This is a genomic window from Pedococcus sp. P2_A3 (genome assembly GCF_056405035.1).
Genome location: NZ_JBFUCW010000015.1, coordinates 1 through 17,230, shown reverse-complemented (window position 1 = coordinate 17,230; position 17,230 = coordinate 1). Strand labels below are relative to the sequence as shown.

Here is a 17,230-nt window from a genome sequence, read left to right as displayed (position 1 = left end):
GCCATGACAATTTACAGCAAATCCTCACGTCGGAGGACCGCGTGGTCGCGTCTCGCCGTCGCGGCAGCGGCAGCCTCAATCGCCGTCGGCGCAGTCGGCTGCGCCCCGCAAGGACACTCCCAGTCCAACGAGGTTATGGTCTATGACGGAGGCGGGGCTTGGGGAAAGGCGCAACGCGAAGCGTACTTTGAGCCATTCACCAAGGAAACCGGGATTACGGTGATTCCAGTGGCCGGAGACACGGCCGCTGCCCAGCGAACGGCGGTTGAAGGAGGAACACCGACCATGGACGTTTATGACCTCACCCCGCAAGATGTGGCGTCCTGGACGAAAGCGGGCCTTCTGGCCAAAATTAACTACTATTCATGGAAAGACGTCGACGTCACTGACTTCCGCCCCTACCACGTTCAAGAAACCGGAGTACCCTCACTGATTTACGGCACGCAGATGGCGTGGAATCAAAAAGCGATCCCTCAGCCACTCCAGGACTGGGCGGACTTCTGGGACGTCGCTCGTTTCCCTGGCAAGCGCACACTGGGCGACGGAAGCTACATGTCGACGTCAGTCTTCGAAGCTGCGTTGCTCGCCGACGGCGTGGCTCCCAAGGATTTGTACCCGCTCGATATCAACCGGGCATTCAAGAAGTTGGACCAGCTTCGCCCACAGATTTTGCGGTTCTGGTCTTCGGGCGCTGAATCCCTCCAGATGCTGGTGGACGACCAGGTGGCGGCCACGGCGGCATGGAATGGGCGGGTCGACGCTGCTCAGGGTGATGACAAGTCGATCGAGTCAACGTGGAATCAGGCTATCCTGACGACCGACATGTGGGCGATCCCAAAGCGAGTTGACAACGCGGAGAACGCGCAGAAGTTCGTCGAATTCGCATCCCGTCCTGACCGCCAGGCCGCATTCGCTAAGTTGATCACATATGCACCGACCAACGCGGCCGCCTATAAGGACATCCCGGTCGACCGGCAAGCGTTGCTCCCAACAGCTCCTCAAAACATCGACAAGGTCATCCCGTCGAGCATCGCATTTTGGAGCTCAGACTCCGGTGATGGACGGCCGTGGAGCGACGCGATTCTCGACCTCTGGCAGAAGTGGCTGGCTAAGTAATGGCTGCGACGAAGGTCGCCGGCACTCGGCGGGCGCGAGAGGCCCGGACAAAGCTCCCACCCTTGCCGTTCCTGCTCGGGGTACCGGCGGCCGTCGTCGCACTCCTCTTCTTTGTGCCGCTTGTCGGCCTCGTCATCGCCAGCGTGCGTGTCAATGGCGATATCTCCGGGGCTCACTATCTACGGTCCTTCAATCCAAGCCAGGACCCATTCCTCCCGATCGTGGGCCGCACCGCGGTCGTTGCTGCCGTCGTAACGCTGGTGTGCGGCATACTCGGGTATGCAGTCGCGTACACAGCAAATTCGCTGCCCGGGAAGTGGGGCCCGATCTTGCTCGGCATGATCTGCTTGCCCTACTTCACTTCGGCACTGATCCGGACCTACTCGCTGCAAGTCATCTTGTCCAGCAATGGTCCCGTGAATGATGCTCTCATACGGCTACGGGTGATCAACGAACCTGTACAGCTCGTCTATAACGACGTCGGCGTCATTATCGGCATGACCCAGGTATTGCTACCGATGATGGTATTCCCGCTTTACAGCACCATGAGGACCATTGACCCTTTGCTACTACGGGCTGCCGTGATGCTTGGGTCCTCACGCTTCAGAGCATGGCGGACGGTGTTCGTGCCGCTCAGCACTTCAGGACTCTCCGCCGGCAGCGCCCTCGTGTTCGTTGTTTCTCTTGGTTTCTACACGACTCCGATGCTCCTGCAGGGTGCGTCGAGCCCCGTGTTCGCGCAGCGTATCGATAGCCTATCCGCCATTCCCGACGCGGGCGGCCTGGTTGCCGCGCAATCGACGGTGGTCCTCTTTGGCTCTTTGTGCTTGCTTGCGATATTTCGCAAGCCGTTGGGAATTGGTTCTGCAAATGGCAGATCCACGAGAAAACGATTCCACCGATCGACTTCCACGCCTGGTCATTGGGCACCCGTCAGTGCGGCGGCGGAAAGGTGGGCCGATTCCCTAGGCGGTCTATTTGCCGTGCCCATTGCAGTCCTCCTTACTGCAACTGCCGCGCTGCTTTCGCTCGGCCCCATTGTGGTCATCGCAATCCTGGGATTCAGTGGTGACTCGTTCCTTGGGTTCCCTCCGAAGTCCTTTTCGTTGCGCTGGTATCACGAGGTGTTCGCTGATCCCGCTTGGACGCGAGCGATGGAGCTGAGCTTTCGCGTTTCCGCTATAACTGCCGCTTTCGCCTTGCTGGCGGGTGCGGGAGCCGCATTTCTAATCGCCCGGTCGAGACGCAGGAAGTTTGCAGCAGTTGGCTTCGCCGTCCTCGTTATTCCGCTAGTTGTGCCGCAGGTGATCATTGCAATTGCTATGTACTCCTTCTTGCGTAAGTTCCAACTTACGGGCACATCAGTCGCGCTCGTCTTCGGCTACCTTATAGTTACCGTGCCAATTGCCGTGATCCTCCTCACAAGCGCATTTCGCGAACTCGACCAGGTGTACGAGCGCGCCTCTAGCTCGCTGGGCGCGTCGCCTTCGCAGACCGCACGATGGGTTATCTTCCCGCTAATCGTTCCGTCGCTGCTCGCGACACTGTTGTTCAGCTTCGTAACCGCTTTCAGCGACCTCGTCCTTGCCCAGTTCCTTGGTGGTCCACGCGCGCAGACCCTCGAGCGTCTGGTGTACCAAGACATTCGAGAGTCCGTCAGTCCCGAGGTCGCTGCGGTGGGAACGCTACTAATGGGCGTTGTCCTTGTGCTCGTTGCGATTTCCCTCGCAGCACAAGCCTTGCCTAGTCATTCTCGTCGGAACGGCAAATTGCTGATTTAGGAGGAGTTCCATGTGGTTCACGTCTGAGGAGTTCTGCTCGCGGCGGGCGCGCGCCCAAAGCACGATGTCGAAATTTGGACTGGACTACGTCCTCGTCCTTGAGCCAGAAAATGTCACATACCTAACAGGCTTCTTCACCGAGGGTTACCACACCTCATTCCAGGCGGCCATACTGCCCGCTGACGGCCCGCCCATTACCATTTTTAGGGAGGCGGAACGGTTTCATTTTGAGGCCACGGCGGCGTGGCCGGACCGGACCGTTAGTTGGCTCGATGGTGAGAGCCGCACGTCGGTAATCGCTCGCGCTCTCCGGGAGGCCGGCGTCCGGGGACGCGTTGGCTTCGAAGGATCCTCTTGGATGGCGTCCTACTCGACAATGAAGGAGGTCATGGCCGAACGCTCGGACTTGGGCTGGGTTGCGCTTGACCAAGAGCTGACGCGTCTGCGCTTGATCAAGTCTCCCGCAGAGATTGAGTTCCATCGCCGGGCAGGCGTTGCAGTAGACGCCATGCAATTGGCCGTCACTACGCTTGCGCGTGCTGGCCTTGCGGAGAGTGATCTTGTCCTCGCGGCTTCTGCCGCCGGGTTGCGGGCCGGAAATCACGCCGTCGATCCGGGGCCTCTGGCGGCCGGCGAGCGTAGCCGCCACATCCATTCCTTTTTCAGCATCGACGGGGTTATCGGTACGAACGATCTGATCTTCTCGGAAATGGACGCAAGTCACCGGTGCTACCGCACACGGTCGATGCGAACTATCGCCCTCGGCTCAGAGGCGAAGGCCGTAGCCGCAACATATGCACAATTTGTGGAACTGCAAGATCAAGCCCTTGACACGGTACGCCCCGGTGCCGCCTGCGCAGAAACGGACGCCATCCTACGAAAGGGCGTCGTCTCTACACGGTGGGTGAAAAGTTACCCGAATAAGACGTTCTACGGCCTCGGCTTCCTCCTGATCCCAAACACGGCTGAACCGTTTGAGGTGACGGAGGGCTCATCTCTGATGTTCGAGGAAGGAATGGTTCTGCACTCGTATCTTTCGGCGGCCGGCATCAATATCTCCGACACCATCGTGGTCACCAAAGATGGTCACGAGAGACTGACGAATGCTCCGCGAGAGCTCATCAAGAACTAATTGCCCTGCCTGGGTACAGTTGCGCTTCGCTGGGTCGTGTTCCATTCACCGGTTTCCCGTGCCGTGAGGACCACCTGCACAGAGGACACTGTCGAGCGCCGCCGTTGAGGCGTACTCCCGTTGGCGCAGTCTCCGCCGCGACAGGCGGGGAGGCCGGCCGGTAGGAGCAGAGCGCGGCTCACCGAGCCCGGTCCTGCGCTGGCCGACGCATCAAGCACGCCCGCACCCCGGGGGGAGCGCGGACCCAGTCATCTGCCGCAACGTGCGCGGCCATTTCATAGGCGGTGACAGCTGACTACCACGTCGAACGCGAGGCACCCTTGGCCCGAGACTTCCGCTGTGTTGGTCACGGATGCGCTCAAGCTTCATCGTGGTCGGGCCGTCAGGAAACGCATGGAGGCGTACCGCKGAGAAGCCCGTGGTCGTCATCGGCAGGAGCAGTCAGCAACAGCTCGAGCCGGCGCCGAGTCTTGCCTGCGGCATCACGCGGACGAACGGTTGCCAGCAGCGCCTTGGCCTGTGCCGCGGAGAGGTCCTTCTTCGCGCCTCCGGGGATCAGTTCCAGGAGCAGCTGGTGGACCTGGGACATCTYGCGGGTGTGTTCCTCGCCCAGGGAGCGGCGTCGGTCGACCAGGATCCGCAGCACCGCCAGTTGCTCGTCGTTGACGACCGGGCGCAGCCCACTCATCCGGGTACCGACCAGCGCCACCGAGTGCGCATCGGTGGCGTCGGTCTTGCGACCCTGCCCGGTGGCGAACACCCGCGCCCGCGCGGACAGCTTCGGCGGGACGTCGAGGACCTGCTCACCCTCGGCCAGCAGCCGGTTGGCCACATGCCGGCCGATGCCCTGACATCCCTCGATCGCCCAGACGTGGTCCGGCCACGCCGACACGTACCGGCGCATCGCGGCAAGACCCTCACGGTCGGTCGCGAATCGGCCCGTCCCGACAATGGATTCGTCGCCGGTCATGACTTCGATGGTGACCGAGCGTTTGTGCGGCTCCATCCCAATGACCACCCGCGGCCTTGCCTCGTCCATGGTGTCCTCCGAACTCGAACCTGATGGGGTTGTCGAGCTGGGAGGGCAACGCTACTTCGAGCTAGGGCAAACCCCTCTCGAGCCTCTCCCGCCCTGACGACGCCCGGGGATGCGCAGGCCAAATGAGAGCCACACCGAGGTGAGCAGCCGAAATRAGAGCGACAACCCCCAACGCCTAGACCGAGCCTCGTCAGATCCCGGTCATGACGTCAATGAAACAAGTAGCCGATGTCCGAACACCCAACGTCGTTCGAGGAAGACCCCGTGGCTCCGACCTCCAGCTCGCCAAGCACGAAGCCGTGCCACTACGTGACCTTCTCCGATCTCGCCAGCGACTCCGCTAGCGGTCGACTCATCCTTTGGTGCCACACCTGTGAGCGCTACAGCGAGCCCGAGGAAGAGCACGTCTTTGAGGACGAGTGGTACGAAACGTTTATCGCCATGGTGATGGACCACCACGGCTTCACCGCCGCAGAACGAGAGTCCGTCTCGCTTGCAGCCGCGTTGGGAGACATTGACGCGGCCCTAAACCTCACTGAGGCGATCCAGCGGGCTCGCTGTCCCGACCTCCCCGGACTGTGCAGCCACTGGTGAAGGGGAGCAGCGGGTGCCCTACGAGTTTTCGTCGGGTACTCACAGGCAAAGACACGGCGCTGACGGAACACCGGGCCGGTGGATGCTGGGGGTCTACAACGTTGCGGCTCTCGCTGCCGTCTTGGGTTTGGATGCCAACGAGTTGATCTCGCAGCCCGCGGCCTTGACGCTTGGTCGCGTTCCTTTCTATGGTTGCTAAACGCGTTCAGCGAACGTGTATGTGTGTGTGCCTTCCTTCGCCATGGTGGGGCCTCAAGTCCCAGTAGGCTCGTTCAATGAGATCTGGGAGGGGCCTCCGTGACGGCTGAAGAAGGAGGAAGCGCCACCGCTACGACTTCGACGGGTTCCTCGCGGCGGGGTCGGGTCACCCTGGCCGACGTGGCGAAGCGAGCCGGGGTTTCACGTGCGGCGGCCTCCTTTGCCCTGACGGGCCGCAAAGACCAGCGCATCTCCGTGCAGACGCAGATTCGTGTTCGGCAGGCGGCTGATGAGCTCGGGTACAGACCGAGTGCCATTCCGAAGATCCTCAGGTCGGGGAACTCCGGCACCATCGCGTTGGTGTCCGAGTTCGTGGCATCGACTCCCTATGCGACCCGGTCCTTGACGGGTGCGCTGGAGGCTGCGCGGGAGAACTCCAAGTTGCTCTTCATAGCCGAAACCCTGGGCGATCCCGTGGTGGGTGAGCGGATGCTTCACGACCTCATCGACCGGCGCGTGGACGGCTTCATCTACGCGTCGATGTTCACCCAGCGCGTCACCGTTCCGGAGCCGCTGCGGGACATGCCGCTCGTGCTGCTCAACTGCGTGACAGGGGATGACCTGCGCGTCCCGATGGTGGTCCCGGACGAAGTGTCTGCCGGGGCGACCGCCGCTCGGGCAATTGTCGACGCGGGACATCGCGCAGGGATCTACTATCTCGGCGATGCCCCACCGGACTTTCGGGGTGGATCGGAGTGGGGCGGGCGGATCGGATCGGCGGTCTATGACCGTGTCCAGGGAGTGCGCGAAGAGCTCAGCCGGGCAGACCTAGAACTTGCCGGGTCCGTCGTCCTGCAGGAGTGGGAGCCCTCGAACGGTCGAGACGCCGTTGAGGCGATGCTGCAGCGTGGCGAGGTGCCGCGAGCGCTGATCTGCGCCAACGACCGAGTCGCATTCGGGGCCTTTCAGGCCCTCAAGGCTGTGGGCCGAAGCATCCCCGAGGACGTCTCCGTGATCTCCTTCGATGACTCCGACCTGGCCTCTTGGGTGCAACCGGGTCTCTCGTCCATAGCGTTGCCCCATGAGGCGATGGGGCGTGCTGCGGTCGAACTGCTGATGAATCCTCGCGCCAAGAAGGGGACGCACCTCGTTCCCATGGAACTGCAGTCCCGGGGCTCGATCGCGTCACCGGTCCGTGGGTAGTCCCGGGCTCATCTGAGCGTGACTCCCCAGTAACTTCGCGCAAACCCTTGACGTCAAACCGACTGGTGCCTCATTCTCTGCTAAACGCGTATAGCAATCAAAGGAGATCGCACCATGGCTACGACACCCCGAGGCCCCAGCGCTTCGATGCCTTTCCGTTTCACGCGAGTGCTGGCTGCCGCCGCCATCGTGCCGGTGCTTGCGGTTACCGCGTGTGGAGGTGATAGCAAGGCGGGCACGAGCTCCAGCGGGTCGAAGGTTGGTGAATCCCTGACCTTCGGGACCATCGCGGCGCCGCCGACGCTGAACCCCGCGACGTCCGACCCCGCCTATGGGTCGGTTCTTCAGTGGGCGTATGACCCGCTGATCCAGATGAAGCCGGACGGCACCTTCGCGGCTGGCCTCGCTGTGAAGTGGGGCTACGTCGGTGAGGCAAACAAGACCTACGACATGACTTTGCGCGAAGGCGTGAAGTTCAGCGACGGGGAAGCGCTCACCGCCGAAGCGGTCAAGACCTTCCTCGACTACGCACGCTCACAGAAGACAGGGTCCGCCGCGATCCTTCTTGCCAGCATCGGTTCGGTGAACGTGACCGGCCCCCTGACGTTGCAGATCAAGCTCAAGGTCAGTGACCCGGGCCTGACGTTCGCATTCGCCCAGGCTTTTGGCGTGGGCTTCATCGCCAGTCCCAAGGCTGTGTCGAGTCCCGCCAGCTTGGACAAGGGAACGGCGGGTGCCGGTGCGTACATGCTCGACGCGGAGAAGACCGTGGCCGCCGACCATTACGTCTTCGTGCCGAACCCGAACTACTGGAACAAGGAGGCGCAGCACTGGAAGCAGGTCACTGTGCGCGTCATCCCGAACCCGTCATCGATGGTTCAAGCGATGCGCGCTGGTCAGGTGCAGGCTGCGCTCGGCGATGCGACCACCCTCGCGGCTGCCAAGGGCGCCGGGCTGAACGTCATTGCGCCGCCGCAGGCACTTACCGGACTCAACTTGGTGGACCGCAACGGGTCGGTGAGCAAGGCCGTGGGCGACGTGCGAGTCCGTCAGGCGCTCAACTACGCCGTTGACCGCAAGGCCATCGCGAAGGCCCTCTACGGGGATGAAGCGTTGGCCCTGAGCCAGTACGCCTTGCCCGGTCAGGCCGGATACGACGAAGCTTTGAACAGCAAGTATCCCCACGACGTGGCCAAGGCCAAGCAGCTGCTCAGCGAAGCCGGATACCCCAACGGTCTCACTGTGGAGACCCTGTCGGTCAACTTGTTCGGCCTGGACAAAGTCACGCAGGCGATCGCGGGGCAGCTCAAGGAGGCGGGCGTGACCCTGAAGCTGACCACGAAGGGCGATGCGAACGACTATTTCACAAACATGGTTTCGGGGAAGTACCCGACCGTGGCCATGGCGTATGGCCTGTCCAACATGGGCACCCTGTACGCGGGATTCATCAACAAGGCTGGACCCTTCAACCCGCTTCACGTCTCGGACCCGGAGCTCGACGCTCTCTACGCCAAGTACTTCGTGGCCAGTGAGGCGGACGGCCCCGCCCTGCAGAAGCAGATCAACGCCCGCCTGGTGGACCAGGCGTGGACCATCCCTGTGGTGGGGGCTCCCCTGAGCTACTACACCGCCAAGGGTATCGGCGGTCTCGAAGCCACCCCTCAGAACTCCGGGGTGCCGCTTCTGACCGACATCCGGCCCGCGAACTAGCCGGTCTTGAGCGGCTGGAGGCGGCCCAATGCTGCAACTCATCTCACGCCGACTGGCTTGGTCCGTGCCACTCGCCTTGGCCGCCTCGGCCGTCTCATTCCTGCTCGTCGGGTTCCTGCCCGGTGATGCCGCGCGATCACTCCTGGGCCCCAATGCGACGCAGGAGCAACTGGCCGCGGCCCGGACGGAACTCGGCCTCGACCAGCCCCTGATCACTCAGTACTTCAGGTGGCTGAGCAATGCGATTCAGGGAGACCTCGGATCAAGCCTGATCAGTCGCACCCCGGTCACCGAGCTGCTCAACAGTCGGCTGGGCGCCTCACTGTCGCTGATCATCGGTGCCACCCTGCTGGCCACCCTGATCGGTGTGGCCTTGGGCATCCGCGGGGCACGTGGCGGTTTGGTCGGCAGGGTCGTCGACACCGTGTCGGTGCTCGGGCTGGCGGTGCCAGACTTCTGGCTCGCTCTGATTCTGGTGCTGACCTTCGCGGTGACGTGGACGATCTTCCCTCCAACTGGTTACGTCCCATTCGGCGATGACCCCTCAGGCTGGCTGACGTCCCTAGTGCTGCCAGTGGTGACCCTGGCGGTGCCATCCGTCGCTGTCATCTCCAAGCAGACCCGCGACGCCGTGGCGACCGCGCTGAACCGGCCATTCACCCGCACGTTGCGCGCAGCAGGGGTGTCCGAACGCTCGATCGTGTATCGGCACGCCCTCAAGAACGCGGCTATCCCGATCCTGACCGTCATCGGCCTCATGTTCACGGGTGCCCTGAGCGGAACGGTAGCCATCGAGTTCATCTTCGCCATACCTGGACTTGGAAGTACGGCAGTGCAGGCCACGGCTGCGCACGACTTTCCGCTCATTCAGGGGGTGGTCGTGTACTTCACGCTCATCGTCATTGCCGTCAATCTTCTCGTCGACGTGGCCTACGGCTACCTGAACCCAAGGGTCCGTCTGACATGACCGCCACTTCCGTCCAGACCGAAGTTCCCACCGAACCGCTCCCTGGCGGTGGCCCAGCAAGCCCACCGCACTTCTTCCGGCAAGTGCTGCGCAACCCGCGCGGTGGGCTCGCTATCACCTACCTGGTGCTGCTGGTCGTGGCCGGGCTCTTCGCTGATGCATTGTCGAAGTACGCGCCCGACAAGCAGGACCTCAACGTCGTTCTCACCGGCCCGTCTGGTGAGCACCTACTCGGTGCTGACACGCTCGGTCGCGACGTCCTGAGTCGGCTGCTGCACGGGATCATGCCTTCGCTGGAGAACTCGGCCATCGCCCTGATCGTCTTTCTGGTCATAGGTGTGCCGTTCGGGATTCTTGCCGGATACATGGGAGGCCGTCTCGACGCCATCGTGAGCCGGGTGACAGAACTTGTCATGGCGGTACCGCCCATCATCCTCGTGCTCGTCGTGCTCGCAGTGTTCTCATCCAGTGCCACCGCTGCCATGGTGGCCTTGGGAGCACTCCTGGCGCCGGGTCTGGTTCGGGTTGTTCGAGGGGCAACCTTGGTCGTGCGTGAGGAGCTCTTCGTCACTGCCGCGAAGGTTGCTGGTGTACGACCGCCGCGAATCATGGCCACCCACGTGACACGACACGTGCTCGGCCCGATCCTGGCGCAGGCAACCATCTTCGCCGGCGTGAGCTTGGCGGTTCAAGCGGCCCTTGGCTTCCTCGGGCTGCTTGGCTCAAGCGACCACCCCACTTGGGGAGGGATGATCGGCGAGGCATCGCAGGTCATCACCCAAACGTCCTGGTTGCTTTTTCCTCCGGGGGCTCTCCTTGCCGTGACCGTCCTCGCCTTCGGTCTCCTGGGCGACACGATTCGCGATGTAGCCTCCGGCGAGCTCCCAACGAGCCGACCCCGCGGCGACATGCCAAAGAGACAATCTGAACGCACACGACAGGTCGTCGGCGGTCTGTCGCTCGACCCTCAGAGTCTTTTCGCAGTGCGCGGCCTGGAGATCACGACCGACGCCGGAGTGGTGCTCGTTGACGACGCCTCATTCTCCGTGTCGGCGGGCCAGACGGTCGCCCTTGTTGGTGAGTCCGGCTGCGGTAAAAGCATGACCGCTCTGGCCGTGCTCGGTCTCCTTCCCGCAGGCGTCACCGTCACCGGCGGTCAAGTCATCTTCAACGGCGTGGACCTTCAAGCAGGTGGTGCAACGGCATACCGTGAGGTCCGCGGAACCGGGATCGCGTACATCGCCCAAGACGCGCTCGGCAGCCTGGACCCGACGCATACCGTCGGCAGTCATCTGAGGGAAGTCATCCGCTGCCACGAAACGCTCAACAAGGCGGCCGCACGGGCGCGGAGCCGCGAGCTGCTTTCCCAGGTCAAGATCCCCGATCCGGACCGGGTGCTCGCCGCCTACCCCCATGAAATTTCGGGGGGCATGGCACAGCGCGTCAACATCGCCATCGCGCTCGCCGGACGACCCCAGTTGATCATCGCGGACGAGCCCACTACCGCGCTGGATGTCACAGTGCAGGCGGAGATTCTGCGGCTCCTGGCCGAGCTGCGCGACACGACCGGTATGGCATTGCTGCTCATCACACACGACTGGGGTGTCGTGGCTGACATCGCAGACCGAGGAGTCGTCATGTACGCCGGTGAGGTGGTCGAGCAGGCCGACGTGAACGTCCTGTTCAAGACGCCGCGTTTCCCCTACACGGCCGCACTCCTGGCCGCTGATCCAAGCCTCGCCCTCGAAGGAGCGCGGCTCCCCACCCTGGCGGGCCGTGTGCCACCTCCTGGTTCGTGGCCCGTTGGTTGCCGGTTCGCTAGCCGGTGCTCGTTCGCCACGGACGCGTGTACGGGTGGACCCATCCCCTTGATTGCCCTTCCCACCGCTTCTGTCACTCGTTGCATCCGCGTGGACGAACTCGTCAAGCAAGGAGCGCTACCCAGATGACCGTCACACCCAGCCCCGTTCTCGACGTTCAACACGTCCGTGTGGGCTTCAAGCGACGCAGGCGAGACCCTCTCTTCTGGGCGGTGGATGACGTCAGCCTGAGTATCCAGCCGGGCCGCACCATGGGGCTGATCGGCGAGTCCGGATCAGGCAAGTCGACACTGGCGAACGCAGTGCTCGGACTGGCACCGATCCAGTCCGGAACCGTGTCACTGGCAGGGAGGGACATCACCCGGCTCGGAGCGACGCAGCGACGAAAGCTTGGTCGCTCGCTGCAGGCGGTCTTCCAAGACCCAAACAGCTCCCTCAACCCGTCGTGGACGATCGGCCGCAGCTTGGCGGAGCCCATGGTCGCCCAGGGGCTTGGCTCTCGCAACGAGATTGGACGCCGGGCAGCCCAACTGCTCGAGGACGTGGGGATGGATCCTGACGCAGCAGAGCGCTTCCCCCGGCAGTTCTCGGGAGGCCAGCGGCAACGAATCTCCATCGCGCGCGCGCTGATGACTTCGCCCGAACTGGTCATCTGCGACGAGTCGGTCAGCGCACTAGACCTCTCCGTCCAGGCGCAGATCCTCAACCTGCTGGCCGACATGCAGGCCAAGACCGGTCTGGCCTACCTGTTCATCTCGCACAACATGTCCGTCGTCCGGCACGTGTGTCACGACATCACCGTCCTGTATCGCGGTCAGGTCATGGAGTCGGGTCCCACTGCACTGGTCACCCGCGAGCCCGCTCACCCATACACGCGAGCCTTGCTGCTCGCGGTGCCGGTCGCCGACCCCGCGGAACAGCGTCGCCGCCGATCAACCAATGCCACGGCTGAAGCCGCGAACCCGGTTGCGGCACAGCACACCGGTTGTCCCTTCGCCGCGCGCTGCCCCGTGGCGGTGAACCAGTGCATCAACGAACGCCCGAGGTTGCAGTTTCTTCCGGACGGACGACAGGTCGCGTGTCACCGCTACCCCGAGTGGCGGGAGGAACTGCCCACCACAAGCATCCACGCAAACGACTCGAACGGTCGGGCCGACGACACCCAGGCAGCAAGGATCGTCAATGACTGATATCCAGATCCAAGGCGAGGTCGCACCCGGCTTCGAGAAGGTCGCGGACGCCTTCGCAGACAACTTCAAACTCCGCGGCGACACGGGGGCGGCTTGCACCGTGTACGTGTCCGGCAAGCCGGTGGTCGATATCTGGGCTGGCACAACGGGCCAAGCACCGTGGACCCGCGACACAAAGAGCGTCGTATTCTCGGCGAGCAAGGGAATCCTCACCGTCCTATTGCTCATGGCAGCCGACCTCGGCCGACTCGAACTGGACGCTCCAGTGGCGGCCTACTGGCCCGAGTTCGCGGCGGCTGGCAAGGAATCCATCACCGTCCGACAAGTACTTGCCCACCAGGCGGGTCTCATCGCTCCGGAGCAGGACCTGACGGTCCCTGATTTGGTGGCGTGGGCACCCGTAGCCGAAGTCCTCGCCAAACAAGCACCCCTGTGGGCCCCTGGTACCGCATTCGCCTACCACGCCGTCACCATGGGCTTCCTGGCTGGCGAAATCTTGCGCCGCGCTACCGGTGAGCGTCCCTCGGGTTGGCTCCGGGACCACGTCGCAGCACCCCTCCGCCTGGAGATGGGCTATGGCGCCGACTTGCAGGATCCCAACTTGGCTCCCATCGGTGAGCAGCTCCCTGACTTGGACCCTGCAACGTCGGCGGCAGCGCTCGCTGCAGCAGCGTCCGACCTTCCACTGATCGCCCGCGTCATGGGGATGAGCGGGGCGCTCGACGGTTTGGACCTCTTCCGGACCGCGAACTCCAGCGACTTCCTTAGCCACGAAAGCCCTGCGGCGAACCTGGTCACGAACGCGCGCAATCTCGCACGCTTCTACGCCGCCACCGTCGGCAACGTGGACGGGATCCGTTTGCTGACGGCAGATGTGATCCGAGACGCCCGCAAGCAGCAATCGTCGGGTGTCCCATACCTAGGTCCCGCGGACGGTAACCGCTGGGCCACGGGCTTCATGATCAACTCTCCCCGCCGCGAAATGCTAGGCCCAGGGAGCTTCGGTCACGACGGTGCGGGTGGGCAACTCGGCTTCGCCCACCTTGAGCATGAAGTTGGGTTCGGGTACCAGACCATTCGTCCAGGAGGCGTCCCCGACGACCGCGCTGAGTCGCTCTGCCTGGCCCTCCGCGCCTGCCTGTAACGACACTCACAGAGAAGGAAACACCATGCCTGTCGACCCAATCCTCCAGCCGCTCCTGGCCAACCTGCCGCCCGTTCCTGACGCCATTGACGACTTCGACGAATTTCGCAGACAAGAAGCCGATGCAGCGGACGCCCTCACCGACCAACTCTGCGAACCCGCCCCTGAAGGTGCCCAGCGCCGTGTGGTACAGATTCCGGTCGACGGCGGTTCCATCGACCTACACATCTTCACGCCGCCGACCGTGGGCCCACATCCTGTGCACCTTTACATTCACGGCGGAGGCTGGATCGGCGGATCCATCAAGCACAAGTTCATCGACATCCTCGGCGCCGAACGAGCCGTGGGCGCCGATTGCGTCGTCGTTGCCGTTGAGTACCGCAAGGCGCCCGAGCACAAGTTTCCCACCGGTCTCAACGACTGCTACGCCGCCCTCCGGTGGGTAGCAGACCACGTCGAGGAGCTCAACCTCCGGGGTGACCTCATCACCGTCGGAGGGGGCTCTGCCGGAGCCAACCTCGCGGCAGCCCTGACTCTCAAGGTGCGCGACGAAGGCGGGCCGCGAATCAGCTTCCAGGTCCTGGAAGTTCCTGCCCTCGACCTCACGATGTCGGCCCCGTCGATGCAACGCAATGGCACGGGCTACGGGTTGACTGCAAATACCATCGAGCGGGTGGTCGAGTTCTACCTGACCACTGCCGAAGACGCCAAGCACCCCTACGCATCTCCGCTTCTAGCCCCCGACCTCTCCGGACTGCCCCCGGCCTACATCGTCTCGGCCGAGTACGACCCCGTCGCAGACGATGGAGATGCCTACGCCAAGCGCCTTCACGAAGCCGGGGTGCCGGTCACGTTCTTCCTGCAACTTGGGCAAATTCACGTAAGCCCCGGCCTGACAAAGATCCTGCCCGCGGCTCGGATCTGGCGCGACGAGGTCATCGCCGCACTACTGGCTGCGAACCAGGAACCTGTCGTCAGTACGAACTGACACCTGCACCCGCAAGGCGCCACCGTTCGAGCTGGAAAGTGCCGTTGTGGAGCACCAGGCCGTCGATGAGGCTGCCGTCGTGCCACAGCCGGACACCACCAAAATGCCAGTACCAAAGGCCCACGTGGTCGTGGCTGAATCGTGGGCGCCGAGCGCAGGGACGGCTCTCAGTGTCATGGCACACGTGACGAGTCGCCGGATGGACCACGGCGCCCGGGCCTAAGCCGATCACGCGCCCGCGGGCACGTCCTGCCACGCGATTTCCCAACCAACAGGAGGGCAAGCATTGTCGACCGTCGACACCGCGACCGCACGGAACGCCCAAGGTGATGCCTCGCCTGTTCAGCGCGCTTTCAATCCGAACGGGCCGCAACTCATCGCATACGCAGACCGTTTGGGTGGCAGCCTGTCCAAACTCGGAGAGGTACTAGCCAACCAGTTTCGCGACGTTTTCGACGGTGTACACATTCTGCCGTTCTTCCGTCCATTCGACGGGGTAGACGCGGGCTTCGACCCTGAGGACCACGCCGTAGTAGACCCGCGTCTCGGCGGTTGGCGAGACCTCGCTGAGATTGCCCAGACTCGGCGCCTGATGGTTGACCTGATCGTCAATCACGTGTCGACGCGTTCCGATCGGTTTCGACAGTTCGTGTCGGAAGGTCGAAGCTCTGAGATCGCCCCACTGTTCCTAACAATGTCATCCATATTTCCGAACGGCGCCACAGAAGCGGATCTCGTCAAAATCTACCGACCCCGACCTGGGCTGCCGTTTACGACTATGACTATCGGCGGCGAACGACGCTTGATATGGACGACATTCAGTTCGGATCAGGTAGACCTCAACGTTCGGTCAGCCCAGTTCTGGGACTACCTGACGAGCGTCATCGACACTATGACTGCTGCAGGTGTCACCATGCTGCGTCTCGACGCCGTCGGTTACACCGGCAAGATGGCGGGAACCGACTGCTTCATGACTGAGGAATCATCGGCGGTCGTACAGCGGATCAGCGATTACGCCCATAGCCGCAACGCGCAGGTGCTCCTTGAGGTCCACGGCCACCACCAGTTGCAGATCGAGCTAGCTCGTTCAGTTGATTACGTGTACGACTTTGCGCTTCCGCCGCTGGTCCTGCACGCGTTGCATACCGGCGACCCGGCTGCCCTATACCGGTGGATCCAGGTTCGTCCCGCCAACGCCATCAACGTGCTCGACACTCACGACGGCATCGGGATCGTGGACGTGGGGCCAAGCACATCCGAACCACCCCTCCCGGGACTGCTAGAAAGTGACGAGCTCGATCGTCTCGTCGAGGCCATCCACACAGCGAGCGGCGACACTAGCCGACTCGCGACGGGAGCAGCCGCCTCCAATCTCGACCTATACCAAATCAACTGCACCTACTTCGACGCGTTGGGGCGCGACGAGAACGCCCTGATGATCGCCCGTCTGGTGCAGTTGCTCCTACCCGGGATCCCGCAGGTCTACTACGTCGGTCTGCTGTGTGGGGTCAATGACGTAACCCTCCTTCGGGCCACCGGGGTGGGGCGAGACATCAACCGGGCGCACTTTGACATGGCTGCTCTGGAGGAGTCGGTGTCGCAACGGGTAGTCCGTCGGCAGCTGGCCGCCATTGGATGGCGATCGCAGCATCCAGCCTTCGAGGGAACTTTCGCCGCCTCGATGAGTGGTTGCGCTTTGACTTTCACCTGGACCAAGGAAAGTCACCATGTCGAGGCCGTGATCGACTTCGGCACCAAGTCCTTCCTGGTCAGCACAAACAGCGACCCGACTACCTTCGAAGAGACGCACTCATGGCGACCGACAACGTGACGGGCAAGAGCGCCAACCGCCCGTTGAGGAACGCTCGTGCTCGGACCCGAACATGAGGCGGCGGGGGACACCAAGTGTCTACGGGTGAGAGGGCGCGGCCTGCCACGCTGGTGGACCTAGCTCGGGAAGCGAACCTGTCCATTGCAACGGTGAGCCGGGCCATGCGTGACCACCCCACCGTCAAGCAAGCAACCCGAGAACGCGTCCGAGCCGTTGCGGAAGGCATCGGCTACCGAACAAGTGTCAGTGCCAGGGCGCTGCGGACGGGAAGGCACGACACTCTTTGCCTGGTCATCCCCGGTCACGGAGTCGGCAGCGAATCCCTGGCACTAGCGACCGCGGTCCAAGCAGCCAAGCGCGGTCTGGGGTTGGTGCTAGCGCCGTTGTACGGGAACGAACCACCTTGGGGATCGGCGTACGCCCACAACTTGACGCAGTTCTTCGCAGGCTCGTCAGGACTGCCGGTGGACGGCTTCATCGTGGTCGGGCCGTCAGGAAACGCATGGAGGCGTACCGC

The 17,230-nt window shown here is 63.1% G+C and carries 15 protein-coding genes; 14 read left to right on the top strand and 1 reads right to left on the bottom strand.

The genetic code is table 11. The features are described 5' to 3' along the window. Positions 1-3: 3 nt before the first annotated feature. The 3 genes from AC1DX8_RS12835 (at position 4) to AC1DX8_RS12825 (ending at position 4,029) form a co-directional block, all read left to right on the top strand. On the top strand, positions 4-1,116 hold the full coding sequence (locus AC1DX8_RS12835; RefSeq protein WP_477630314.1) for an ABC transporter substrate-binding protein: 1,113 nt from the start codon (positions 4-6) through the stop codon (positions 1,114-1,116). 62 nt (positions 1,117-1,178) lie between these two features. Further along, entirely contained in the window at positions 1,179-2,897 is a 1,719-nt protein-coding gene (locus tag AC1DX8_RS12830) for an ABC transporter permease subunit (RefSeq protein ID WP_477630313.1), read from the top strand. A gap of 10 nt (positions 2,898-2,907) precedes the next feature. After that, on the top strand, positions 2,908-4,029 hold the full coding sequence (locus AC1DX8_RS12825; RefSeq protein ID WP_477630312.1) for a M24 family metallopeptidase: 1,122 nt from the start codon (positions 2,908-2,910) through the stop codon (positions 4,027-4,029). A 382-nt stretch (positions 4,030-4,411) separates the two neighbouring features. Here AC1DX8_RS12825 and AC1DX8_RS12820 read toward each other — a convergent pair whose 3' ends face one another. Beyond that, positions 4,412-5,035 carry an IS110 family transposase gene (locus AC1DX8_RS12820; protein ID WP_477630411.1) on the bottom strand — a complete coding sequence of 208 codons (624 nt, stop codon included), beginning with the start codon at positions 5,033-5,035 and terminating at the stop codon, positions 4,412-4,414. Positions 5,036-5,296: 261 nt separating this feature from the next. On the opposite strand from AC1DX8_RS12820, the gene AC1DX8_RS12815 reads away from it, so the two are divergent. The 11 genes from AC1DX8_RS12815 to AC1DX8_RS12765 form a co-directional block, all read left to right on the top strand. Then, complete coding sequence (locus AC1DX8_RS12815; protein WP_477630311.1) at positions 5,297-5,662, top strand: hypothetical protein; 366 nt, start codon at positions 5,297-5,299, stop codon at positions 5,660-5,662. A 378-nt stretch (positions 5,663-6,040) separates the two neighbouring features. Beyond that, positions 6,041-7,063 (top strand): LacI family DNA-binding transcriptional regulator, encoded by a 1,023-nt coding sequence (locus AC1DX8_RS12810; RefSeq protein WP_477630310.1) that lies wholly within the window; start codon positions 6,041-6,043, stop codon positions 7,061-7,063. Positions 7,064-7,177: 114 nt separating this feature from the next. After that, positions 7,178-8,773, top strand: coding sequence for an ABC transporter substrate-binding protein (locus AC1DX8_RS12805; protein WP_477630309.1), 1,596 nt, complete (start codon positions 7,178-7,180; stop codon positions 8,771-8,773). Between the two features lie 28 nt (positions 8,774-8,801). Then, entirely contained in the window at positions 8,802-9,740 is a 939-nt protein-coding gene (locus tag AC1DX8_RS12800) for an ABC transporter permease (RefSeq protein ID WP_477630308.1), read from the top strand. Beyond that, positions 9,737-11,689, top strand: coding sequence for a dipeptide/oligopeptide/nickel ABC transporter permease/ATP-binding protein (locus AC1DX8_RS12795; RefSeq protein ID WP_477630307.1), 1,953 nt, complete (start codon positions 9,737-9,739; stop codon positions 11,687-11,689). Before AC1DX8_RS12800 ends, AC1DX8_RS12795 begins: the two co-directional genes overlap by 4 nt. Continuing rightward, positions 11,686-12,750 (top strand): oligopeptide/dipeptide ABC transporter ATP-binding protein, encoded by a 1,065-nt coding sequence (locus AC1DX8_RS12790; protein WP_477630306.1) that lies wholly within the window; start codon positions 11,686-11,688, stop codon positions 12,748-12,750. Before AC1DX8_RS12795 ends, AC1DX8_RS12790 begins: the two co-directional genes overlap by 4 nt. After that, complete coding sequence (locus AC1DX8_RS12785) at positions 12,743-13,894, top strand: serine hydrolase domain-containing protein (RefSeq protein WP_477630305.1); 1,152 nt, start codon at positions 12,743-12,745, stop codon at positions 13,892-13,894. The genes AC1DX8_RS12790 and AC1DX8_RS12785 overlap by 8 nt, the downstream gene beginning before the upstream one ends. Before the next feature lie 25 nt (positions 13,895-13,919). Next, the gene (locus AC1DX8_RS12780; RefSeq protein WP_477630304.1) at positions 13,920-14,882 is read left to right on the top strand and encodes an alpha/beta hydrolase; all 963 of its coding nucleotides are present in this window, start codon (positions 13,920-13,922) and stop codon (positions 14,880-14,882) included. Beyond that, a complete protein-coding gene (locus AC1DX8_RS12775; RefSeq protein ID WP_477630410.1) occupies positions 14,848-15,105 on the top strand; it encodes an AMP-binding enzyme in 258 nt (85 codons plus the stop codon). The genes AC1DX8_RS12780 and AC1DX8_RS12775 overlap by 35 nt, the downstream gene beginning before the upstream one ends. 63 nt (positions 15,106-15,168) lie before the next feature. After that, complete coding sequence (gene gtfA / locus AC1DX8_RS12770; RefSeq protein ID WP_477630303.1) at positions 15,169-16,713, top strand: sucrose phosphorylase; 1,545 nt, start codon at positions 15,169-15,171, stop codon at positions 16,711-16,713. A 74-nt stretch (positions 16,714-16,787) separates the two neighbouring features. Beyond that, positions 16,788-17,230, top strand: a 443-nt coding sequence (locus AC1DX8_RS12765) for a LacI family DNA-binding transcriptional regulator (protein WP_477630302.1), incomplete at its 3' end; no start/stop codon positions are given.